This is a genomic window from Pseudomonas sp. DF5, assembly GCF_058148225.1.
Genome location: NZ_JBYVYM010000034.1, coordinates 1 through 22,934, shown reverse-complemented (window position 1 = coordinate 22,934; position 22,934 = coordinate 1). Strand labels below are relative to the sequence as shown.

General features: G+C 55.2%; 22 protein-coding genes and 4 tRNA genes. All 26 read right to left on the bottom strand.

Features of this window, described 5'->3' with window-relative positions; all coding sequences use genetic code 11:
* Positions 1-10: 10 nt before the first annotated feature.
* Entirely contained in the window at positions 11-343 is a 333-nt protein-coding gene (rplV, locus tag AC30D7_RS25410; protein WP_003103908.1) for a 50S ribosomal protein L22, read from the bottom strand.
* Positions 344-354: 11 nt separating this feature from the next.
* Complete coding sequence (gene rpsS, locus AC30D7_RS25405; RefSeq protein ID WP_002555486.1) at positions 355-630, bottom strand: 30S ribosomal protein S19; 276 nt, start codon at positions 628-630, stop codon at positions 355-357.
* Between the two features lie 16 nt (positions 631-646).
* Complete coding sequence (gene rplB, locus AC30D7_RS25400; RefSeq protein WP_003186055.1) at positions 647-1,471, bottom strand: 50S ribosomal protein L2; 825 nt, start codon at positions 1,469-1,471, stop codon at positions 647-649.
* Positions 1,472-1,485: 14 nt separating this feature from the next.
* Positions 1,486-1,785, bottom strand: a complete 300-nt coding sequence (rplW, locus tag AC30D7_RS25395; RefSeq protein WP_002555488.1) for a 50S ribosomal protein L23 — start codon at positions 1,783-1,785, stop codon at positions 1,486-1,488.
* Positions 1,782-2,384: a 50S ribosomal protein L4 gene (gene rplD, locus AC30D7_RS25390; protein WP_003228735.1), complete on the bottom strand. Its 603-nt coding sequence runs from the start codon at positions 2,382-2,384 to the stop codon at positions 1,782-1,784. Before rplD ends, rplW begins: the two co-directional genes overlap by 4 nt.
* Before the next feature lie 12 nt (positions 2,385-2,396).
* Entirely contained in the window at positions 2,397-3,032 is a 636-nt protein-coding gene (gene rplC / locus AC30D7_RS25385) for a 50S ribosomal protein L3 (RefSeq protein ID WP_003186059.1), read from the bottom strand.
* Positions 3,033-3,112: 80 nt separating this feature from the next.
* The gene (gene rpsJ, locus AC30D7_RS25380) at positions 3,113-3,424 is read right to left on the bottom strand and encodes a 30S ribosomal protein S10 (protein ID WP_003186070.1); all 312 of its coding nucleotides are present in this window, start codon (positions 3,422-3,424) and stop codon (positions 3,113-3,115) included.
* 158 nt (positions 3,425-3,582) lie between these two features.
* Positions 3,583-4,776, bottom strand: a complete 1,194-nt coding sequence (gene tuf, locus AC30D7_RS25375; protein WP_007933700.1) for an elongation factor Tu — start codon at positions 4,774-4,776, stop codon at positions 3,583-3,585.
* A gap of 30 nt (positions 4,777-4,806) precedes the next feature.
* Positions 4,807-6,912: an elongation factor G gene (gene fusA, locus AC30D7_RS25370; RefSeq protein ID WP_007933703.1), complete on the bottom strand. Its 2,106-nt coding sequence runs from the start codon at positions 6,910-6,912 to the stop codon at positions 4,807-4,809.
* A 30-nt stretch (positions 6,913-6,942) separates the two neighbouring features.
* Positions 6,943-7,413: a 30S ribosomal protein S7 gene (gene rpsG, locus AC30D7_RS25365; RefSeq protein WP_002555493.1), complete on the bottom strand. Its 471-nt coding sequence runs from the start codon at positions 7,411-7,413 to the stop codon at positions 6,943-6,945.
* Between the two features lie 118 nt (positions 7,414-7,531).
* On the bottom strand, positions 7,532-7,903 hold the full coding sequence (rpsL, locus tag AC30D7_RS25360; protein WP_003186084.1) for a 30S ribosomal protein S12: 372 nt from the start codon (positions 7,901-7,903) through the stop codon (positions 7,532-7,534).
* 218 nt (positions 7,904-8,121) lie between these two features.
* Positions 8,122-12,321, bottom strand: coding sequence for a DNA-directed RNA polymerase subunit beta' (gene rpoC / locus AC30D7_RS25355; protein WP_007933713.1), 4,200 nt, complete (start codon positions 12,319-12,321; stop codon positions 8,122-8,124).
* 64 nt (positions 12,322-12,385) lie between these two features.
* Complete coding sequence (gene rpoB, locus AC30D7_RS25350; protein WP_018925655.1) at positions 12,386-16,459, bottom strand: DNA-directed RNA polymerase subunit beta; 4,074 nt, start codon at positions 16,457-16,459, stop codon at positions 12,386-12,388.
* A gap of 220 nt (positions 16,460-16,679) precedes the next feature.
* Positions 16,680-17,045, bottom strand: a complete 366-nt coding sequence (rplL, locus tag AC30D7_RS25345; protein ID WP_018925654.1) for a 50S ribosomal protein L7/L12 — start codon at positions 17,043-17,045, stop codon at positions 16,680-16,682.
* A 78-nt stretch (positions 17,046-17,123) separates the two neighbouring features.
* Positions 17,124-17,624, bottom strand: a complete 501-nt coding sequence (gene rplJ, locus AC30D7_RS25340) for a 50S ribosomal protein L10 (protein ID WP_018925653.1) — start codon at positions 17,622-17,624, stop codon at positions 17,124-17,126.
* A 198-nt stretch (positions 17,625-17,822) separates the two neighbouring features.
* The gene (gene rplA, locus AC30D7_RS25335; RefSeq protein ID WP_007933725.1) at positions 17,823-18,518 is read right to left on the bottom strand and encodes a 50S ribosomal protein L1; all 696 of its coding nucleotides are present in this window, start codon (positions 18,516-18,518) and stop codon (positions 17,823-17,825) included.
* Complete coding sequence (gene rplK / locus AC30D7_RS25330; protein ID WP_007933726.1) at positions 18,518-18,949, bottom strand: 50S ribosomal protein L11; 432 nt, start codon at positions 18,947-18,949, stop codon at positions 18,518-18,520. Before rplK ends, rplA begins: the two co-directional genes overlap by 1 nt.
* Before the next feature lie 117 nt (positions 18,950-19,066).
* Positions 19,067-19,600, bottom strand: coding sequence for a transcription termination/antitermination protein NusG (gene nusG / locus AC30D7_RS25325; RefSeq protein ID WP_007933727.1), 534 nt, complete (start codon positions 19,598-19,600; stop codon positions 19,067-19,069).
* A 9-nt stretch (positions 19,601-19,609) separates the two neighbouring features.
* Complete coding sequence (gene secE, locus AC30D7_RS25320; RefSeq protein ID WP_007933728.1) at positions 19,610-19,978, bottom strand: preprotein translocase subunit SecE; 369 nt, start codon at positions 19,976-19,978, stop codon at positions 19,610-19,612.
* Positions 19,979-20,023: 45 nt separating this feature from the next.
* Positions 20,024-20,099, bottom strand: a tRNA-Trp gene (locus AC30D7_RS25315).
* Between the two features lie 172 nt (positions 20,100-20,271).
* A tRNA-Thr gene (locus AC30D7_RS25310) sits at positions 20,272-20,347 on the bottom strand.
* Between the two features lie 26 nt (positions 20,348-20,373).
* A tRNA-Gly gene (locus AC30D7_RS25305) sits at positions 20,374-20,447 on the bottom strand.
* A 24-nt stretch (positions 20,448-20,471) separates the two neighbouring features.
* Positions 20,472-20,556, bottom strand: a tRNA-Tyr gene (locus AC30D7_RS25300).
* A gap of 143 nt (positions 20,557-20,699) precedes the next feature.
* Positions 20,700-21,140, bottom strand: a complete 441-nt coding sequence (locus tag AC30D7_RS25295) for a hypothetical protein (protein WP_490135913.1) — start codon at positions 21,138-21,140, stop codon at positions 20,700-20,702.
* A gap of 7 nt (positions 21,141-21,147) precedes the next feature.
* A complete protein-coding gene (locus AC30D7_RS25290; RefSeq protein WP_490135912.1) occupies positions 21,148-21,897 on the bottom strand; it encodes a pantothenate kinase in 750 nt (249 codons plus the stop codon).
* Positions 21,887-22,846 carry a bifunctional biotin--[acetyl-CoA-carboxylase] ligase/biotin operon repressor BirA gene (gene birA, locus AC30D7_RS25285; RefSeq protein WP_490135911.1) on the bottom strand — a complete coding sequence of 320 codons (960 nt, stop codon included), beginning with the start codon at positions 22,844-22,846 and terminating at the stop codon, positions 21,887-21,889. The genes AC30D7_RS25290 and birA overlap by 11 nt, the downstream gene beginning before the upstream one ends.
* Between the last annotated feature and the right edge of the window lie 88 nt (positions 22,847-22,934).

Below are 22,934 nucleotides of genomic sequence, written 5' to 3'. Positions count from 1 at the left end.
TTCGACTCCGTTACTTGTCAGCAACCTTGACAGTGATATGGCAAGACCGCTTGACGATGCGATCAGCACGGCCTTTGGCACGTGGCATGATGCGCTTCAGCGAACGCCCTTCGTTAACGAAAACGGTGCTGACTTTCAGGTCATCAACGTCTGCGCCTTCGTTATGCTCGGCGTTGGCTACGGCCGACTCCAGCACTTTCTTCATGATCTCGGCGGCTTTCTTACTGCTGAAAGCCAACAGGTTGAGCGCTTCGCCCACCTTCTTCCCGCGGATCTGGTCGGCGACCAAGCGGGCTTTCTGGGCGGAGATTCGAGCGCCCGACAACTTAGCGGCTACTTCCATTTCCTAACCCCTTAACGCTTGGCTTTCTTGTCTGCCACGTGCCCACGATATGTGCGGGTACCGGCGAACTCGCCCAGTTTGTGGCCGACCATGTCTTCGTTAACGAGAACTGGGACGTGTTGACGACCGTTGTGTACTGCGATGGTCAGACCGACCATTTGTGGCAGGATCATCGAGCGACGCGACCAGGTTTTAACTGGTTTGCGATCGTTCTTTTCCGCCGCCACTTCGATCTTCTTCAGTAGGTGAAGATCGATAAAAGGACCTTTTTTCAGAGAACGTGGCACTGTCGTATCCCTCTATTTACTTGCGACGACGGACGATCATTTTGTCGGTACGCTTATTACCACGAGTCTTCGCGCCCTTAGTCGGGAAGCCCCATGGCGATACCGGATGACGACCACCAGAGGTACGACCTTCACCACCACCATGTGGGTGGTCAACCGGGTTCATGGCAACACCACGAACGGTTGGGCGAACGCCACGCCAGCGTTTGGCACCAGCTTTACCCAGCGAACGCAGGCTGTGCTCGGAGTTCGAGACTTCGCCCAGGGTCGCGCGGCATTCAGCCAGCACTTTACGCATCTCACCAGAACGCAGACGCAGGGTCACGTAGACACCTTCACGAGCGATCAGCTGAGCCGAAGCACCAGCGGAACGAGCGATTTGCGCGCCTTTACCTGGCTTCAATTCGATGCCGTGTACGGTGCTACCAACTGGAATGTTACGCAGTTGCAGAGCGTTGCCCGGCTTGATCGGTGCCAGAGCACCTGCGATCAGCTGGTCGCCAGCACTCACGCCTTTAGGCGCAATGATGTAGCGACGCTCGCCATCTGCGTACAGCAGCAGAGCGATGTGAGCAGTACGGTTTGGATCGTATTCGATACGCTCAACAGTGGCAGCGATGCCATCTTTGTCGTTGCGACGGAAATCGACCAGACGATAATGCTGCTTATGGCCACCACCGATGTGACGAGTGGTAATACGACCATTGTTGTTACGACCACCAGACTTCGATTTTTTCTCGAGCAGCGGTGCGTGAGGAGCGCCTTTATGCAGCTCCTGGTTGACCACCTTGACCACAAAACGGCGGCCAGGGGAAGTCGGTTTGCATTTAACGATTGCCATGATGCACCCCTTCCTTACTCAGCACTGCTGCTGAAATCGAGATCTTGGCCTGGCTGAAGGGAGATAACTGCCTTCTTCCAGTCATTACGCTTGCCCAGACCGCGAGCAGTGCGCTTGCTCTTACCCAGAACATTCAGGGTAGTAACACGCTCTACTTTCACGCTGAACAGGCTTTCGACGGCCTTCTTGATTTCCAGCTTGGTTGCGTCAGTGGCAACCTTGAAAACGAACTGGCCTTTCTTGTCTGCCAGAACCGTAGCCTTCTCGGAAACGTGCGGGCCAAGCAGAACTTTAAATACGCGTTCCTGGTTCATCCCAGCAGCTCCTCGAATTTCTTCACGGCCGACACGGTGATCAACACCTTGTCGTATGCGATCAGACTAACTGGATCGGAACCTTGCACATCACGTACATCAACGTGCGGCAGGTTACGAGCAGCCAGGTACAGGTTCTGATCAACAGCGTCCGACACGATCAGAACGTCGGTCAGGCTCATGTTGTTCAGTTTGCCCAGCAGGTCTTTGGTTTTCGGCGTTTCAACAGCGAAATCCTGAACCACGACCAGACGATCAGTACGCACCAGCTCAGCAAGGATGGAACGCATTGCTGCGCGATACATCTTCTTGTTCAGCTTCTGGGAGTGATCCTGAGGACGAGCTGCGAAAGTGGTACCGCCGCCACGCCAGATTGGGCTACGGATAGTACCGGCACGAGCACGGCCAGTACCTTTCTGACGCCATGGGCGCTTACCGCCACCACGAACGTCGGAACGGGTCTTTTGCTGCTTGCTACCTTGACGGCCGCCGGCCATGTAGGCCACGACTGCTTGGTGAACCAGCGTCTCGTTGAATTCGCCGCCAAATGTCAGTTCGGAAACTTCGATCGCTTGAGCGTCATTTACATTTAATTGCATGTCAGCTTCCCCTTAACCGCGAGCCTTGGCTGCTGGACGTACAACCAAGTTGCCGCCAGTAGCGCCAGGAACAGCGCCCTTGACCAACAACAGATTGCGTTCAGCGTCCACGCGCACTACTTCGAGGGACTGCACGGTCACGCGCTCAGCGCCCATATGACCGGACATTTTTTTGCCCTTGAATACACGACCAGGAGTCTGGCACTGGCCGATAGAGCCTGGAACGCGGTGGGATACGGAGTTACCGTGGGTGTTATCTTGCCCGCGGAAATTCCAACGCTTGATCGTACCCTGGAAGCCTTTACCTTTGGACTGACCGGTTACATCAACCAGTTGACCAGCAGCGAAGATTTCAGCATTGATCAGATCGCCGGCCTGGTACTCGCCTTCTTCAAGGCGGAATTCCATCACGGTACGACCAGCGGCAACGTTCGCCTTAGCGAAGTGGCCAGCTTGCGCAGCTGTAACACGCGAAGCACGACGCTCGCCTACAGTGACTTGCACTGCACGATAGCCATCGGTCTCTTCAGTTTTGAACTGGGTGACGCGATTCGGCTCGATCTCAATGACCGTGACCGGAATGGAGACACCTTCTTCGGTGAAAATACGGGTCATACCGCATTTACGACCGACTACACCAATAGTCATGTTGTAAACCTCATGAGTGTACGGGGCTTTCACCCGCTATGGCCGCCCATTTCAGAGCGTTACACGACTAAGACCGAGTCTTAGCCGAGGCTGATCTGCACTTCCACACCGGCCGCAAGATCAAGCTTCATAAGAGCATCAACGGTTTTATCCGTTGGCTGGACGATGTCCAGAACGCGCTTATGAGTACGGATCTCGTACTGGTCACGCGCGTCTTTGTTGACGTGCGGGGAGACCAGAACGGTGAACCGCTCTTTACGGGTAGGCAGTGGAATTGGACCACGCACTTGAGCACCAGTACGTTTCGCGGTTTCCACGATTTCCTGGGTGGATTGGTCGATCAGGCGATGGTCAAAAGCCTTCAACCTGATACGGATTTGCTGATTTTGCATTGGATTTCAGACTCCGGCTGCTATTCCCACCGGGCGCAATACGCCCGTTAAAAGGAGGCGCAATTCTATAGACGCCCCCGATAGGTGTCAACCCAATAAAAAAGCCCCCGCTGAGCGGGGGCTTTTTCAAAGCATCGAAGCTATCTCAGAAGAGAAGCTTACTCGATGATTTTAGCTACAACGCCAGCACCAACGGTACGGCCGCCTTCGCGAATAGCGAAACGCAGACCGTCTTCCATTGCGATGGTTTTGATCAGGGTAACAGTCATTTGAATGTTATCGCCTGGCATTACCATTTCAACGCCTTCTGGCAGCTCGCAGTTACCAGTCACGTCAGTAGTACGGAAGTAGAACTGTGGACGGTAGCCTTTGAAGAACGGAGTGTGACGACCGCCTTCTTCTTTGCTCAGAACGTAAACTTCTGCGGTGAACTTGGTGTGCGGCTTAACGGTACCTGGCTTAACCAGAACCTGACCACGCTCCACGTCATCACGCTTGGTGCCACGCAGCAGCACGCCGCAGTTCTCGCCAGCACGACCTTCGTCGAGCAGTTTGCGGAACATTTCAACACCGGTGCAAGTGGTGACGGTAGTGTCACGCAGACCAACGATTTCCAGCGGATCCTGAACGCGAACGATACCGCGCTCGATACGACCAGTCACAACAGTACCGCGACCCGAGATCGAGAATACGTCTTCGATTGGCATCAGGAACGGCTTGTCAGTCAGACGAACTGGTTCTGGGATGTAGCTGTCCAGAGTTTCAACCAGCTTCTTGACGGCAGTGGTGCCCATCTCGTTATCGTCCAGACCATCCAGCGCCATACGAGCGGAGCCGATGATGATTGGAGTGTCGTCGCCTGGGAAGTCGTAAGTGCTCAGCAGATCGCGCACTTCCATCTCAACCAGTTCCAGCAGCTCAGCGTCGTCTACCAGGTCAGCCTTGTTCAGGAAAACCACGATGTACGGAACGCCTACCTGACGGGACAGCAGGATGTGCTCACGGGTTTGTGGCATCGGACCATCAGCGGCCGAGCAAACCAGGATAGCGCCGTCCATTTGAGCAGCACCGGTGATCATGTTCTTCACATAGTCAGCGTGACCTGGGCAGTCAACGTGAGCGTAGTGACGGATCTTCGAGTTGTACTCAACGTGAGCGGTGTTGATGGTGATACCGCGAGCTTTCTCTTCTGGTGCGCTGTCGATCTTGTCGAAGTCAACACGAGCCGAACCGAAAACTTCGGAGCAGACGCGAGTCAGAGCAGCGGTCAGAGTGGTTTTACCGTGGTCAACGTGACCGATAGTGCCAACGTTGACGTGCGGTAGGGAACGATCAAATTTTTCTTTAGCCACGACAATTAACTCCTTGCCTAAAGGACTGAATCAGCCTTGTTTTTTGGTAACGGTTTCGACGATGTGCGACGGAGCCGTATTGTATTTTTTGAATTCCATAGAGTAGCTTGCGCGCCCCTGAGACATGGAACGAACGTCGGTCGCATAACCGAACATCTCGCCCAACGGAACCTCGGCACGAATTACTTTACCGGAAACCGTATCTTCCATACCCAGAATCATGCCGCGACGACGGTTAAGGTCGCCCATCACGTCACCCATATAGTCTTCAGGCGTAACAACCTCTACCGCCATGATCGGCTCAAGCAACTCACCACCACCCTTCTGGGCCAGTTGCTTGGTCGCCATGGAAGCAGCCACCTTAAACGCCATCTCGTTCGAGTCGACGTCGTGGTAAGAACCATCAAACACGGTAGCCTTCAGGCCGATCAGCGGATAGCCGGCAACAACACCGTTCTTCATCTGCTCTTCGATACCCTTCTGGATAGCCGGGATGTATTCCTTAGGAACCACACCACCCACTACTTCGTTCAGGAATTGCAGACCTTCCTGACCTTCGTCAGCAGGTGCAAAACGGATCCAGCAATGACCAAACTGGCCACGACCGCCGGACTGACGAACGAACTTGCCTTCGATTTCGCAGCTCTTCGTGATGCGCTCACGGTACGAAACTTGAGGCTTACCGATGTTGGCTTCGACGTTGAACTCACGGCGCATCCGGTCAACCAGGATGTCCAGGTGCAGCTCGCCCATGCCGGAGATGATCGTTTGACCAGTCTCTTCATCAGTTTTGACGCGGAAAGACGGGTCTTCCTGAGCAAGCTTGCCCAGAGCGATACCCATTTTTTCCTGGTCATCCTTGGTCTTAGGCTCTACGGCAACCGAAATAACCGGCTCCGGGAAGTCCATGCGAACCAGGATGATTGGCTTGTCAGCGTTGCACAAAGTTTCACCAGTGGTGACGTCCTTCATGCCGATCAAGGCCGCGATGTCACCAGCGCGTACTTCCTTGATTTCTTCACGGGCGTTTGCGTGCATTTGCACCATACGACCCACGCGCTCTTTCTTGCCTTTTACCGAGTTGATCACGCCGTCGCCGGAGGCCAACACGCCCGAGTAAACCCGAACAAAGGTCAAGGTACCCACGAATGGGTCGGTAGCGATCTTGAACGCCAGAGCCGCGAAAGGCTCGTCGTCGCTTGCATGACGCTCCATTTCCTCTTCCTCGTTATCCGGGTTGGAACCCTTGATAGCAGGAATGTCGGTAGGAGCAGGCAGGAAGTCGATAACGGCGTCGAGAACCAGGGGAACACCCTTGTTCTTGAAGGAAGAACCGCAAACAGCCAGAACGATCTCACCAGCGATAGTACGCTGACGCAGAGCGGCCTTGATTTCCTCGATGGAGAGCTCTTCCCCTTCGAGATACTTGTTCATCAGCTCTTCGTTGGCTTCGGCCGCAGCCTCGACCATGTTGCTGCGCCACTCTTCAGCCAGCTCTTGCAGCTCGGCAGGAATGTCCTTGCGAACAGGGACCATACCCTTGTCAGAGTCATTCCAGTAGACAGCTTGCATGTTGATCAGATCGATCTGACCCTGGAAGTTGTCTTCGGAACCGATAGCCAACTGGATTGGCACCGGAGTGTGACCCAGACGCTGCTTGATCTGACCGATCACGCGCAGGAAGTTAGCGCCAGCACGGTCCATCTTGTTTACGTAAACAAGACGTGGAACGCCGTACTTGTTGGCCTGACGCCATACGGTTTCCGACTGAGGCTCAACACCCGAAGTACCGCAGAACACAACGACAGCGCCGTCGAGTACGCGCAGGGAGCGTTCAACTTCAATAGTGAAGTCTACGTGGCCCGGGGTATCGATAACGTTGAAACGGTGTTCGTGCGAGTACTGCTTCTCAGAACCTTTCCAGAAGGCGGTGATAGCAGCAGAAGTAATGGTAATACCACGCTCCTGCTCCTGCACCATCCAGTCTGTGGTCGCGGCGCCGTCATGCACCTCGCCCATTTTGTGACTTTTGCCAGTGTAAAAAAGGACGCGCTCGGTGGTGGTGGTTTTACCAGCATCCACGTGAGCAACGATACCGATGTTACGGTAGCGGCTAATCGGAGTAGTACGAGCCATAAAGCCCTCGCAAAATTAGTGAAGCTAAAATTAGAAGCGGTAGTGCGAGAAAGCCTTGTTGGCTTCAGCCATACGGTGCACGTCTTCACGCTTCTTAACAGCAGCACCTTTACCTTCAGCAGCGTCCAACAGTTCGCCAGCCAAACGCAGAGCCATAGACTTCTCGCCGCGCTTACGGGCGAAGTCTACCAACCAGCGCATTGCCAGCGCGTTACGACGGGACGGACGAACTTCGACCGGAACCTGGTAAGTAGCACCGCCTACACGGCGCGACTTTACTTCGACCAGCGGAGCGATGGCGTCGAGAGCTTTCTCGAAGATTTCCAGGGGGTCGCTGTTCTTGCGTTCTTTAACCTTTTCCAGCGCGCCATAAACGATACGCTCGGCAACGGCTTTTTTGCCGCTTTCCATCACGTGGTTCATGAACTTGGCCAGGATTTGGCTTCCGTATTTTGGATCGTCAAGCACTTCGCGCTTGGCTGCTACGCGTCTTCTTGGCATGGATAAGCCCTCAAACGGTCTTCAGGTTCGCTCGGAATCGGTGCCCTTTCGGGACGCCTCCGACCTTACTCTTATCGACTCAGAAAAATAGAAATCGGTTTTTTGCTGCAAGCGACTATTACTTCGGACGCTTGGTACCGTACTTCGAACGACCTTGGTTACGACCTTTAACGCCGGAAGTATCCAAAGAGCCGCGAACGGTGTGGTAACGAACACCTGGCAAGTCTTTTACACGACCGCCGCGGATCAGTACCACGCTGTGCTCTTGCAGGTTGTGGCCTTCACCGCCGATGTACGAGGAAACCTCGAAACCGTTGGTCAGACGCACACGGCATACTTTACGCAGTGCCGAGTTAGGTTTTTTCGGCGTAGTGGTATACACACGGGTGCATACGCCACGACGTTGCGGGCAGTTCTGCAGCGCAGGCACGTCGGATTTCTCGACGATACGCTTACGCGGCTGACGTACCAGCTGGTTGATAGTTGCCATCTACTAGCTCCACTGTTGTCTTGCGACGCTATTGTCTTGCAAGAAAAGCAAAATGGCAGGAACGAATCCCCGCCAAATTTAGGGGTACAAGAGTCTAAAGAGGATCTTGCCCCCAGTCAAGGCAAGGCCCCGACCTCTCCCCCCATCCAACCTCGACAAATTGTCTCGACTGGATGAACGGAGCGATCAGGGCCTGCACTCATTTACTACCGCAGAACTCAGTTACCGCTCGAGTTCAGCGCTTCGGTCAGTGCAGCTTCCACTTCACTGGCGCTCACGCGCAACGGTTTGTCAGCATCACGGCGGCGCTTGCGCTCGCTGTGATAAGCCAGACCGGTACCGGCCGGGATCAGACGACCCACGACCACGTTTTCTTTCAGGCCGCGCAGGTAATCGCGCTTGCCGGTTACCGCCGCCTCGGTCAGTACGCGAGTGGTTTCCTGGAAGGAAGCCGCCGAGATGAACGATTCGGTGGACAACGACGCCTTGGTGATACCCAGCAGAACACGAGTGAACTTGGAGACAAATTTGTCTTCATTGCTCAGACGCTCGTTCTCTACCAGCACGTGAGTCAATTCCATCTGGTCGCCCTTGATGAAACTGGAATCGCCGGATTCAGCGATCTCAACTTTACGCAGCATCTGACGCAGGATGGTCTCGATGTGCTTGTCGTTGATCTTCACGCCTTGCAGACGGTAAACGTCCTGGATCTCGTTCACGATGTACTTGGCCAGCGCACTCACACCCAGCAGACGCAGGATGTCGTGTGGATCGCTCGGACCGTCGGAGATAACTTCGCCGCGGTTTACCTGTTCGCCTTCGAAGACGTTCAGGTGACGCCACTTCGGAATCAGCTCTTCGTACGGATCGCTACCGTCGTTCGGGGTGATAACCAGACGGCGCTTGCCTTTGGTCTCTTTACCGAACGCGATGGTGCCGCTGACTTCAGCCAGAATCGAGGCTTCTTTCGGACGACGGGCTTCGAACAAGTCGGCAACACGCGGCAGACCACCGGTGATGTCACGGGTCTTCGAAGTCTCTTGCGGAATACGAGCGATAACATCACCGATCGCGATTTTCGCACCGTCCGCTACACCGACCAGGGCGTTAGCAGGCAGGAAGTACTGAGCAATTACGTCGGTACCCGGCAGCAAGAGATCCTTGCCGTTGTCATCAACCATCTTCACAGCAGGACGGATATCTTTACCGGCAGCTGGACGGTCTTTGGCGTCGAGTACTTCAATGTTGGTCATACCGGTCAATTCGTCAGTCTGACGCTTGATCGTGATGCCTTCTTCCATACCCACGTAGGTCACGGTACCTTTCATTTCGGTAACGATTGGGTGAGTGTGCGGATCCCACTTGGCCACGATTGCGCCAGCGTCGACCTTGTCACCTTCTTTAACCGAAATCACAGCACCGTACGGCAGCTTGTAGCGCTCACGCTCACGACCGAAGTCATCAGCGATTGCCAGCTCACCGGAACGGGACACAGCAACCAGGCAACCGTCCACTCGCTCAACGTGCTTCAGGTTATGCAGACGGACGGTACCGCCATTCTTCACCTGAACGCTGTCGGCTGCGGAGGTCCGGCTTGCCGCACCACCGATGTGGAACGTACGCATGGTCAGCTGGGTACCCGGCTCACCGATGGACTGGGCAGCGATAACGCCGACCGCTTCACCGATGTTCACCTGGTGACCACGAGCCAAGTCACGGCCGTAGCACTTGGCGCAAATGCCGTAGCGGGTTTCGCAGCTGATCGGCGAACGCACGATTACTTCGTCGATGCTGTTCAGCTCGATGAACTCGACCCACTTCTCGTCTACCAGAGTGCCGGCAGGAACGATAACTTCCTCGGTACCTGGCTTGAATACGTCACGGGCAATGACACGACCCAATACGCGCTCACCCAACGGCTCAACAACGTCACCGCCTTCAATGTGCGGAGTCATTACCAGGCCATGTTCGGTACCGCAATCGATCTCGGTCACAACCAGATCCTGCGCCACGTCTACCAGACGACGAGTCAGGTAACCGGAGTTCGCAGTTTTCAACGCGGTATCCGCCAGACCTTTACGAGCACCGTGAGTAGAGATGAAGTACTGAAGTACGCTCAAACCTTCACGGAAGTTCGCAGTAATCGGCGTTTCGATGATGGAACCGTCCGGCTTGGCCATCAGGCCACGCATACCGGCGAGCTGACGGATCTGCGCAGCAGAACCCCGTGCGCCCGAGTCGGCCATCATGTACATCGAGTTGAAGGATTCCTGGTCAACTTCGACGCCATGGCGGTCAATGACTTTCTCTTTCGAGAGGTTGGCCATCATCGCCTTGGATACTTCGTCGTTCGCCTTGGACCAAAGGTCGATCACTTTGTTGTACTTCTCGCCCTGGGTTACCAGGCCGGAGGCGTACTGACTTTCGATCTCTTTCACTTCGTCGGTGGCGGCACCGATGATGCGGGCTTTTTCATCCGGGATAACGAAGTCGTTAACACCGATGGAAACGCCGGAGATGGTCGAATAGGCAAAACCGGTGTACATCAACTGGTCAGCGAAGATCACGGTCTCTTTCAAACCAACCACGCGGTAGCACTGGTTGATCAGCTTGGAGATCGCTTTCTTTTTCATCGGCAGGTTGACGACGTCGAAGGACAGACCTTTTGGCACAACCTGGAACAACAGCGCACGGCCGACGGTAGTGTCGACGATACGAGTGTTGGTCACGCTGCCGCCATCACGATCGTTCACGGTTTCGTTGATCCGCACCTTGACCTTGGCGTGCAGTGCGGCTTCGCCGGCACGGAACACACGGTCAACTTCCTGCAGATCCGCGAACACACGACCTTCGCCTTTGGCGTTGATCGCTTCACGAGTCATGTAGTACAGACCCAATACAACGTCCTGCGAAGGAACGATGATTGGCTCACCGTTGGCTGGCGACAGAATGTTGTTGGTCGACATCATCAACGCACGCGCTTCCAGCTGGGCTTCCAGCGTCAGCGGCACGTGCACGGCCATTTGGTCGCCGTCGAAGTCGGCGTTGTACGCAGCACAGACCAGAGGGTGCAGCTGGATAGCCTTACCTTCGATCAGTACCGGTTCAAACGCCTGGATACCCAGACGGTGAAGGGTCGGTGCACGGTTGAGGAGAACCGGGTGTTCGCGAATCACTTCAGCGAGAACGTCCCAAACCTCTGGCAGCTCACGCTCAACCATCTTCTTGGCCGCTTTGATGGTGGTAGCAAGACCACGCATTTCCAGCTTGCCGAAAATGAACGGCTTGAACAGCTCGAGAGCCATCTTCTTCGGCAGACCGCACTGGTGCAGACGCAGGGTCGGACCTACGGTAATTACCGAACGACCGGAGTAGTCAACACGCTTACCGAGCAAGTTCTGACGGAAACGACCTTGCTTACCCTTGATCATGTCAGCCAGGGATTTCAGAGGACGCTTGTTGGAACCGGTGATAGCGCGGCCACGACGACCGTTGTCGAGCAGTGCGTCGACGGCTTCCTGCAACATACGCTTTTCGTTGCGCACGATGATGTCCGGAGCGGACAGATCAAGCAGGCGCTTCAAACGGTTGTTACGGTTGATCACTCGACGATACAGATCGTTGAGGTCGGAAGTCGCGAAACGACCGCCATCCAATGGGACCAGTGGACGCAGATCTGGCGGCAGAACCGGCAGAACGGTCAGCACCATCCACTCTGGCAGGTTGCCGGAACCCTGGAAGGCTTCCATCAACTTCAGACGCTTGGACAGCTTTTTGATTTTGGTTTCGGAGTTGGTTTGCGGAATCTCTTCACGCAGACGGCCAATCTCGTGTTCCAGGTCGATAGCGTGCAGCAGTTCACGGACAGCTTCGGCACCCATGCGGGCATCGAAATCGTCGCCGAACTCTTCCAGCGCTTCGAAGTACTGCTCGTCGTTGAGCAGCTGACCCTTTTCAAGGGTGGTCATGCCTGGATCGATAACGACGTAGCTCTCGAAGTAGAGAACGCGCTCGATATCACGCAGGGTCATGTCCATCAGCAAGCCGATACGGGACGGCAGCGATTTCAGGAACCAGATGTGGGCTACTGGCGAGGCCAGCTCGATGTGCGCCATGCGCTCACGACGAACTTTTGCCAGCGCGACTTCAACGCCGCACTTCTCGCAGATCACACCACGGTGCTTCAAGCGCTTGTACTTACCGCACAGGCACTCGTAATCCTTTACCGGGCCAAAGATCTTGGCGCAGAACAGGCCGTCACGCTCAGGTTTGAACGTACGGTAATTGATGGTTTCCGGCTTTTTAACTTCACCGAACGACCACGAACGGATCATCTCAGGCGATGCCAATCCAATACGGATGGCGTCGAACTCTTCGACTTGACCCTGGTTTTTCAGCAAATTCAGTAGGTCTTTCAAGGCCTTTCCTCCTGGCGGAGCAGAGAGCGGGCAATCCTGCCCCGCTCTCGATTCGCGTCACGTGTTATTCGGTTTCCAGATCGATATCGATGCCGAGGGAACGAATTTCCTTGATCAACACGTTGAAGGACTCGGGCATGCCCGGCTCCATACGGTGATCGCCGTCCACGATGTTTTTGTACATCTTGGTCCGGCCGTTCACATCGTCCGACTTCACTGTGAGCATTTCTTGCAGAGTGTAAGCAGCACCGTATGCTTCCAGTGCCCAGACCTCCATCTCCCCGAAACGCTGACCACCGAACTGCGCCTTACCACCCAGCGGCTGCTGGGTAACCAGGCTGTACGAACCGGTAGAACGAGCGTGCATCTTGTCGTCTACCAAGTGGTTCAGCTTCAGCATGTACATGTAGCCAACAGTAACCGGGCGCTCGAACTTGTTGCCGGTACGGCCGTCGGTCAGCTGCATCTGGCCGCTTTCTGGCAGGTCTGCCAGTTTCAGCATGGCCTTGATTTCGCTTTCCTTGGCGCCGTCGAACACTGGAGTGGCCATTGGAACGCCGCCACGCAGGTTCTTCGCCAGGTCCAGGATTTCCTGGTCGGAGAAGCTATCCAGATCTTCGTTACGACCGCCGATCTGGTTGTAGATCTCGTCCAGGAAGGTGCGAAGTTCAGCAACCTTACGTTGCTCTTCGACCATCCGGTTGATCTTCTCGCCCAGGCCTTTGGCCGCGAGGCCCAGGTGGGTTTCAAGAATCTGACCAACGTTCATACGCGAAGGTACGCCCAACGGGTTGAGGACGACGTCGACCGGGGTGCCATTGGCATCGTGCGGCATGTCTTCAACCGGCATGATCACGGAGACCACACCCTTGTTACCGTGACGACCGGCCATCTTGTCACCCGGCTGGATGCGGCGACGGATTGCCAGGTAAACCTTGACGATTTTCAGCACACCTGGAGCCAGGTCATCGCCCTGCTGCAGTTTGCGCTTCTTGTCTTCGAACTTGTCGTCCAGCAAACGGCGGCGATCAACGATGTAGGCCTGAGCCTTCTCGAGCTGCTCGTTCAGAGCATCTTCAGCCATGCGCAGTTTGAACCACTGGCCGTGCTCAAGACCGTCGAGAACTTCGTCGGTGATTTCCTGACCTTTCTTCAGACCGGCGCCGCCTTCGGCTTTGTGGCCGACCAGAGCGGAACGCAGACGTTCGAAAGTGGCGCCTTCAACGATACGGAACTCTTCGTTCAGGTCCTTGCGGATCTCGTCGAGTTGAGTCTTCTCGATCGACAGTGCACGAGCATCACGCTCAACGCCGTCACGGGTGAAGACTTGTACGTCGATGACAGTACCCTTGGTGCCGGTAGGCACACGCAGGGAGGTGTCTTTAACGTCGCTGGCTTTTTCACCGAAGATCGCACGCAGCAGTTTTTCTTCCGGGGTCAGTTGGGTCTCGCCTTTCGGAGTGACCTTACCTACCAGGATGTCGCCTGCGCCGACTTCAGCACCTACGTAAACGATACCGGCTTCGTCCAGCTTGTTCAGTGCAGCTTCACCCACGTTCGGGATGTCTGCAGTGATTTCCTCTGGCCCAAGCTTGGTGTCACGCGCCACACAGGTCAGTTCCTGAATGTGGATCGTGGTGAAACGGTCTTCCTGAACAACACGCTCAGACAGGCAGATGGAGTCTTCGAAGTTGAAGCCGTTCCATGCCATGAACGCGATGCGCATGTTCTGACCCAGAGCCAGCTCACCCATATCGGTGGACGGACCGTCGGCCATGATGTCGCTACGCTGAACCCGATCACCCTTGCTCACCAGCGGACGCTGGTTGATGCAGGTGTTCTGGTTGGAGCGGGTGTACTTGGTCAGGTTGTAGATGTCGACACCAGCTTCGCCGGTTTCAACTTCATCATCAGCAACACGAACCACAATACGGCTGGCGTCGACGGAGTCGATCACGCCGCCACGACGAGCCACGACGCAAACGCCGGAGTCGCGAGCCACGTTACGTTCCATGCCGGTACCTACCAGCGGCTTGTCAGCACGCAGGGTTGGTACAGCTTGACGCTGCATGTTCGAACCCATCAACGCACGGTTGGCGTCGTCGTGCTCGAGGAACGGGATCAGCGACGCAGCAACCGAAACTACCTGCTTCGGCGACACGTCCATCAAGGTGACGTCTTCCGGCGCCTTGACGGTGAACTCGTTCAAGTGACGAACAGCTACCAGCTCGTCGATCAGCACTTTCTTGTCGTTCATCGTGGCCGAAGCCTGAGCGATCACGTGATCAGCTTCTTCGATGGCAGACAGGAAAACGATCTCGTCGGTGACCAGAGCGTCTTTCACCACGCGGTACGGGCTCTCGAGGAAACCGTACTGGTTGGTGCGCGCATAGGCGGCCAGGGAGTTGATCAGACCGATGTTCGGACCTTCCGGCGTTTCAATCGGGCATACACGACCGTAGTGAGTCGGGTGTACGTCACGGACTTCGAAGCCTGCACGTTCGCGAGTCAAACCGCCTGGGCCGAGTGCAGAGACACGACGCTTGTGGGTGATCTCGGACAGCGGGTTGTTCTGGTCCATGAACTGGGACAGCTGGCTGGAACCGAAGAACTCTTTCACCGCCGCAGCCACTGGCTTGGCGTTGATCAGGTCTTGCGGCATCAGGCCTTCGCTTTCCGCCATCGACAGACGCTCTTTGACCGCACGCTCAACACGTACCAGGCCAACGCGGAACTGGTTCTCGGCCATTTCGCCTACGCAGCGAACACGACGGTTACCCAGGTGGTCGATGTCATCGACGATGCCTTTACCGTTACGGATGTCGACCAGAGTCTTCAGAACCGCGACGATGTCTTCTTTGCACAACACGCCCGAACCTTCGATCTCGGTACGACCGATACGACGGTTGAACTTCATCCGGCCGACCGCAGACAGGTCATAGCGCTCAGGACTGAAGAACAGGTTGTTGAACAGTGTCTCGGCAGCGTCCTTGGTTGGCGGCTCGCCTGGACGCATCATGCGATAGATCTCGACCAGCGCTTCCAATTGGTTGCTGGTGGAGTCGATCTTCAGGGTGTCGGAGACGAACGGACCGCAGTCGATATCGTTGGTGTACAGAGTTTCGATGCGAACAACGCCCGCCTTGGCAATTTTTGCCAGGATTTCGGTGTTCAGCTCGGTGTTGCACTCTGCCAGGATTTCGCCGGTAGCCGGATGCACGATGACCTTGGCGGTAGTGCGACCCAGGACGTAGTCCAGAGGCACTTGCAGCTCTTTGATCCCGGCTTTTTCCAGCTGGTTGATGTGGCGAGCGGTGATACGACGACCTTGCTCGACAATAACCTTGCCTTTGTCATCCTGAATATCGAGGACAGCAATTTCACCACGCAGGCGCTGAGGCACCAGTTCCAGGCTGAGGTTTTCACCCTGCACATGGAAGACGTTGGTGGTGTAGAACGCGTCCAGCACTTCTTCAGTGGTATAGCCCAGCGCACGCAGCAGTACCGATGCAGGCAGCTTGCGACGACGGTCGATACGCACAAATACGCAATCTTTCGGGTCGAACTCGAAGTCCAGCCACGAACCGCGGTAAGGAATGATGCGCGCGGAGTACAGCAGCTTGCCGGAGCTGTGCGTCTTGCCACGGTCGTGGTCGAAGAACACGCCCGGGGAACGGTGCAGCTGGGAAACGATTACACGCTCGGTACCGTTGATTACGAAGGTACCGTTCTCAGTCATCAGGGGGATTTCACCCATGTAGACTTCTTGCTCTTTGATGTCCTTGATCGCTTTGTTCGACGATTCTTTGTCGAAAATGATCAGGCGCACTTTTACCCGCAAAGGTACGGCGTAAGTTACACCGCGCAATACGCATTCTTTGACATCAAATGCCGGTTCGCCCAGGCGATAACCGACGTACTCCAGCGCAGCATTGCCGGAGTAGCTGATGATCGGGAAAACGGATTTGAAGGCCGCATGCAGGCCCACGTCGCGGAACTGATCTTTAGTCGCTCCCGCTTGCAAGAATTCACGATACGAATCCAGCTGGATGGCCAGGAGGTACGGCACATCCATGACGTCCGGCAACTTGCTAAAGTCCTTGCGGATACGTTTTTTCTCAGTATATGAGTAAGCCATCAGCGTTCCCCAGCTTGGTCACCTGCTTGTTTGGCCCCTCCCGACGGGAGCAGCCAGAAAATCGTGCAAACCCCATGGTTTGCGCCACCACATCGGGTGGATACAGCTCGTTACCAGCACCGACCCAGTCGGCTGCCAATAACGGAAAAAGGCCGGTGGCAAGAGCCACCAGCCATCAGCCTTTCGCTTAACGCTCGGGCTGGAGGAGCAAAGTCGATGCTTATTTCAGCTCGACTTTAGCGCCTGCTTCTTCCAGAGCTGCTTTGGCTTTGTCAGCTGCGTCTTTGGCAACAGCTTCCAGAACCATGGCAGGAGCGCCGTCAACTACAGCCTTGGCTTCTTTCAGGCCCAGACCGGTCAGTTCACGTACAGCCTTGATCACGTTAACTTTCTTCTCGCCAGCTTCGGTCAGCATGACGTTGAATTCAGTTTGCTCTTCAACAACAGCGGCAGCAGCAGCTGGACCAGCAGCAGCAACAGCAGCGGTAACGCCGAAGGTTTCTTCCATTGCTTTGATCAGCTCAACAACTTCCAGAACGGTTTTCTGGCCGATTGCTTCGATGATTTGTTCGTTAGTCAGAGACATGACTTGAATCCTGTATTGGGGTGACAGCTTACGCAGCCATCAAATTAAACATATGATTTTGAAAGGTCTCGCTGTGCCTTAGGCAGCAGCTGCTTCTTTCTGGTCGCGAACGGCTGCCAGGGTACGAGCCAGCTTGCTGGTAGCGCCTTGGATCACGCTCATCAGTTTCGCAATAGCTTCGTCGCGGGTCGGCAGGGTAGCCAACACGTCGATCTGGTTAGCGGCAAGGAACTTGCCATCAAACGCAGCTGCCTTGATCTCGAACTTGTCCTGACCCTTGGCGAACTCTTTGAAAATCCGGGCAGCAGCGCCTGGATGTTCTTTGGAGAATGCAATCAGGGTAGGGCCGGTGAACACGTCGTTGAGGACACTGAATTCAGTGTCAGCAACAGCGCGCTTGAGCAGGGTGTTACGTACGACACGTACATAAACGCCAGCTTCACGAGCCTCTTTACGGAGTCCGGTCATCGCGCCTACTGTTACGCCACGGGCATCAGCCACGACAGCGGACAGAGCGACTTTGGCAGCCTCGTTGACTTCAGCGACGATGGCCTTCTTGTCTTCGAGTTTAATTGCCACGGGTTTAACTCCTGCTTGTTACCGTTTCATCCAGTCGAAACCGGATGTCGTTTTGGTGTCTGATTCGGTAAGGAACCGGGAGCACCATCTGCGTAGGCTTGAGGTTTAAGACTTGCGTCGCCTACGGTCTTGGATAGCCCCCGCCAGGCAGGGACCCCAATCTTTCAATTGGCGCAATTACTTGCGCCAACCTGCGTCTTACGCGTCGAGCGAACCCTGGTCGATGACCAGACCTGGGCCCATAGTAGTGCTCAGGGTAACGCGCTTGACGTAAATACCTTTCGAGGAAGCTGGCTTGATACGCTTCAGATCAGCGATCAGGGCTTCAACGTTTTCCTTCAGCTTGACGGCATCGAAGCCGACTTTGCCAACGGAAGTGTGGATGATGCCGTTTTTGTCGGTGCGATAACGAACCTGACCAGCCTTGGCGTTTTTAACCGCGGTAGCTACGTCCGGAGTTACAGTGCCGACTTTAGGGTTAGGCATCAGACCACGTGGACCGAGGATCTGACCCAACTGACCTACGACGCGCATTGCATCCGGGGATGCGATCACTACGTCATAGTTCAGGTCGCCGCCTTTCATTTCGGCAGCCAGGTCGTCCATACCTACACGGTCAGCGCCGGCAGCCAGAGCGGCCTCGGCAGCTGGACCCTGAGTGAACACAGCAACGCGAACGGTCTTGCCGGTACCGTGCGGCAGCACGGTAGCGCTACGAACGACCTGGTCGGATTTACGCGGGTCAACACCCAGATTCACAGCTACGTCGAACGACTCGCTGAACTTGACAGTCGACAGCTCGGACAGCAGAGCAGCAGCGTCTACAAAGTTGTAGGCCTTGCCTGCTTCGATTTTGCCGGCGATAGCCTTTTGACGCTTGGTCAGCTTAGCCATTACACACCCTCCACGTTAAGGCCCATGCTACGAGCAGAACCGGCGATAGTACGCACGGCTGCTTCCATATCAGCTGCAGTCAGATCCGCGTTTTTGGTTTTCGCGATTTCTTCCAGCTGAGCACGAGTCACAGTGCCAACCTTAACGGTGTTCGGACGAGCGGAACCGCTAGTCAGACCAGCAGCCTTCTTCAGCAGAACCGAAGCAGGAGTGGATTTGGTTTCGAACGTGAAGCTACGGTCGCTGTAGACAGTGATGATCACTGGAGTCGGCAGACCTGGCTCAAGACCCTGAGTACGGGCGTTGAAAGCCTTGCAGAATTCCATGATGTTCACGCCGTGCTGACCCAGAGCAGGACCAACAGGTGGGCTTGGGTTAGCCTGAGCGGCCTTCACTTGCAGCTTGATGTAAGCGGTAATCTTCTTGGCCATGAGGCACTCCAATTACGGGTTCAAACGCCTCGAAAGGCTCCCCGGTTACTTGCGCGTTTATCCCAGTGACGACAAAACCCCACAGCCTAGGGCTGCGGGGTTGGGATGCTTGCTCAGCTAGACCTTTTCGACCTGGCTGAACTCCAACTCTACCGGAGTAGAGCGACCGAAAATGAGCACCGCCACTTGGATCCGGCTCTTTTCGTAGTTAACCTCTTCAACCGTGCCGGTAAAATCGGCAAACGGCCCGTCGTTGACACGTACCGACTCACCCGGCTCGAACAACGTCTTCGGCTTCGGCTTGTCGCTACCATCAGCAACGCGACGCAGAATCGCTTCTGCTTCTTTATCTGTGATTGGTGCAGGCTTGTCGGCAGTACCACCGATGAAACCCATCACCCGAGGAGTATCCTTGACCAAGTGCCAAGTACCCTCGTTCATGTCCATCTGAACCAGCACATAACCTGGGAAGAATTTGCGCTCGCTTTTGCGCTTCTGGCCATTACGCATTTCAACCACTTCTTCAGTGGGAACCAGAATTTCGCCGAAGCCATCTTCCATGCCAGCCAGCTTTACGCGCTCGATCAACGAACGCATGACATGCTTCTCGTAACCGGAGTAAGCATGCACAACGTACCAACGCTTAGCCACGGGACACCCTTAGCCGACGATCAAGGAAACAAGCCAACCGAGCAGGGAATCAAGCCCCCACAACAGCAACGCCATAACCAGAACAACAGCCACAACGATCAACGTGGTCTGCGTGGTTTCTTGGCGAGTTGGCCAAACGACTTTACGAATCTCGGTGCGCGCTTCCTTAACCAGTACAAAGAAAGACTTGCCCTTAACCGTCTGCAGGCCTACAAAGGCAGCTACAGCAGCAATGACCAGCAAAGCGAGCACGCGGTACAGGATCGGCGAAGCAGAGTAATACTGATTGCCAACAACGCCAACAATCACCAAAGCGACTACTACCAGCCACTTGAGCAGATCGAAGCGAGAGCCTTGAGCTTCAGCTTTAGGAGTCATCTATGAAGATCCTGTGAAAAGAAAGCCAGACACACCAAGTGAATCTGGCAGGTCAGGAGGGAATCGAACCCCCAACCTACGGTTTTGGAGACCGTCGCTCTGCCAATTGAGCTACTGACCTAAAACAAAATCAGGCCGACCATTATGCCGGCCCGAAAAAGACTTTACAACAATTTACTCGATGACCCTGATCACACACCAGAACCATATTGCACGACCGCCCTTTCAGGCAACAACGCGCACCTACAAGCCATTAAAACAAAGGCAGATATTTTCATATCTGCCTTGTTATATGGAGCTCTTGAGCGGATTTGAACCGCTGACCTCACCCTTACCAAGGGTGTGCTCTACCAACTGAGCTACAAGAGCGTAACACTTTGCAGGACCTGCAAACTTGGAGCGGGTAGCGGGAATCGAACCCGCATCATCAGCTTGGAAGGCTGAGGTTCTACCACTAAACTATACCCGCGGAGCTTGCAGCTCTCGCTAAAAATGGTGGAGGGGGAAGGATTCGAACCTTCGAAGTCGTAGACGTCAGATTTACAGTCTGATCCCTTTGGCCGCTCGGGAACCCCTCCTAAGCGAGCCGGCATTCTATATCATGCCAGCCTTCTGTCAAGCATTTTCTCATTAAAAACCTGAGGTTAGCTGCGTTGACCTCGCTTCGCACTGTCAACCTTTAAAAGGTCTTCACTGCGAAGCGGGCGCCATTCTATGCAAACTATTCGGCAGGCGCAACCCCCTCACACGGCATTATTTTATGTTTTAACTCATTGAATTCTTTAGAAAGGTTTAAGAGCTGCAAGTCATCCAGCAAACGCCGGCTTTCCGGCGCCACGCGCACCCAGTAACCCGCATATTCAGGAAGATCCTTTGGCAAGGGCTGAAACTTGATATCCATGCCGCTCAATCGATGCTCAATTGCCTGGGCGACCTCCTGCCGAGCAGAACCGCCCAAATAGAGACAGCTGCTGTCCGCCTGCGTGGTTTTCCCCTTGTCTCGCGTCGTATCAGTCGCCTCGCTCAACAAACGAATGTCCTGCTGAGCGCCCCGATACAAACTCAAGGGAGTCACATCCTTCGCGCGAAGCGGAGCCTCCTGTTGGTGCCAGACGTAATAGAACACATTGAGAACAAGCAGTAGCAGGAACAACCAACGCATAAAAACCTCAAGACAAGGGACACGCCATAGCCAACCCTACAAACACCAAGTCTGGAACCACCTTGGCTCCGGGCACAATACCAGAGACCAGATCTGCATCCCCCCCTGTGAGGAATACAGCGAAATCCCCCCCCCAATAGCTGCGAGCCAACTCTAACTGTGTCAGGACAAAGCCCCTCAACATCAACAAGCAGCCTCGCTCGACCGCCTCGACGGTTGTACGCCCCGGAACAAGATTCTCCAAAGCGCGCTCGGCAGCAAGGTCGCCATAGCGAATTCTACGGGTATGAGTACGCAACTGATTACGCATCAAGGGCATTCCCGGACAGATGAATCCTCCAAGATGCTCGCCATCCCTAGCGACAAAATCAGCAGTGACTGCGGTACCAAAATCGAGCACCAGGCAAGCACCGGAAGCCAGATGAAATCCTCCGAGCATTGCAAGCCAGCGATCAAGCCCTAAGCGCTCGAACTCTTCATAGCCATTACGAACCCCGGACATTTCGCGAGCCGGAGTGGCGCACACTACTGAAATACCGAAAGCATCTGTCAACAAAGAGATCAGGATCCCGGTTTCTTCGGCGGTTCTGACGCTGACCAATCGACAATGCTTGAGCGCAAGCCCCTTGAGCGCCTTCAAACTCTCCAGCAACGCGAGATCCGAATCAACGACACCCTCACCAACCACCCGCCTGACATCTGCGCCAAGCACGCGCCACTTGATGAAACTGTTTCCACAATCGAGCTCAAGAATCATCACGCAACCTCAGGCTGAGCTCACCGCCACTAAAGATTTTTTCCACGCCATCCACCTTCAAGCGCAAGGCACCCTGACCATCGATACCCAGCACCTCTCCATCTATCTGACTAGCTCCAGCAATCAACGACACCGCGCGCCCCTGCCATAGATGATTTTGCTCCCACTCCGCCCGGATAGCCGGAAATCCGCCGGTCTGGTGGCGGTTCAAGTAGGCCTGGAGCATCCCGCCCAACTTCGCGACCAAGTGATTGCGATCAACCGCCTTGCCCGACTCGAGCCGCATGGACGTCCACTGCTGGTCAACCTCATCAGTCATCTGCATGTTCACATTGATCCCGACACCGATCACTACGTGACACACATCTGCAGGATCGCCCACTAATTCGAGCAATATTCCAGCAATTTTCTTCTGACCAACCAGAACATCATTGGGCCACTTCAACCCCGCACCTGAAATACCAAGCTCTCGCAAGGCCTGCAGTACGGCGAGCCCAACAACTAGACTCAAGCCTTCCAGCTGCCGCATCCCACCCTCAATGCGCAACACCAGGCTGTAATAGATGTTTTCTGCGAACGGACTCACCCACTTGCGTCCACGCCGTCCGCGACCGGCCGTCTGCCGTTCGGCGAGCACCAGAAATGGCGCGACCTGACCACGCTCGATAGCGCGCAAGGCTTCAGCATTGGTAGAGTCAATTGAGTCGAGAACCAGGATAGGCCACTCACAGGAAGGCTCACGCGCGCATATCTCGACAGGGTCAAGCAGCGTCAATGGCGCAGCCAGCTGATAGCCGCGACCGCGCACTTTATGAATGGATAAGCCGAGCTCAGCCTCCAAATGCTGAAGCTGCTTCCATACAGCGCTACGACTGACGCCCAAGGCGACGCCCAGGGCCTGACCCGAATGGAATCGGCCATCCTTAAGAAGCTTTAACAACGTCAGCATTCAAGTCTCGCCTCACAATGAGGCCCGCATGATAGCCATGCCCCGAGCCGTTGCATAGAAACCCTGAAGGTCAGACTTTCCTGCGGAC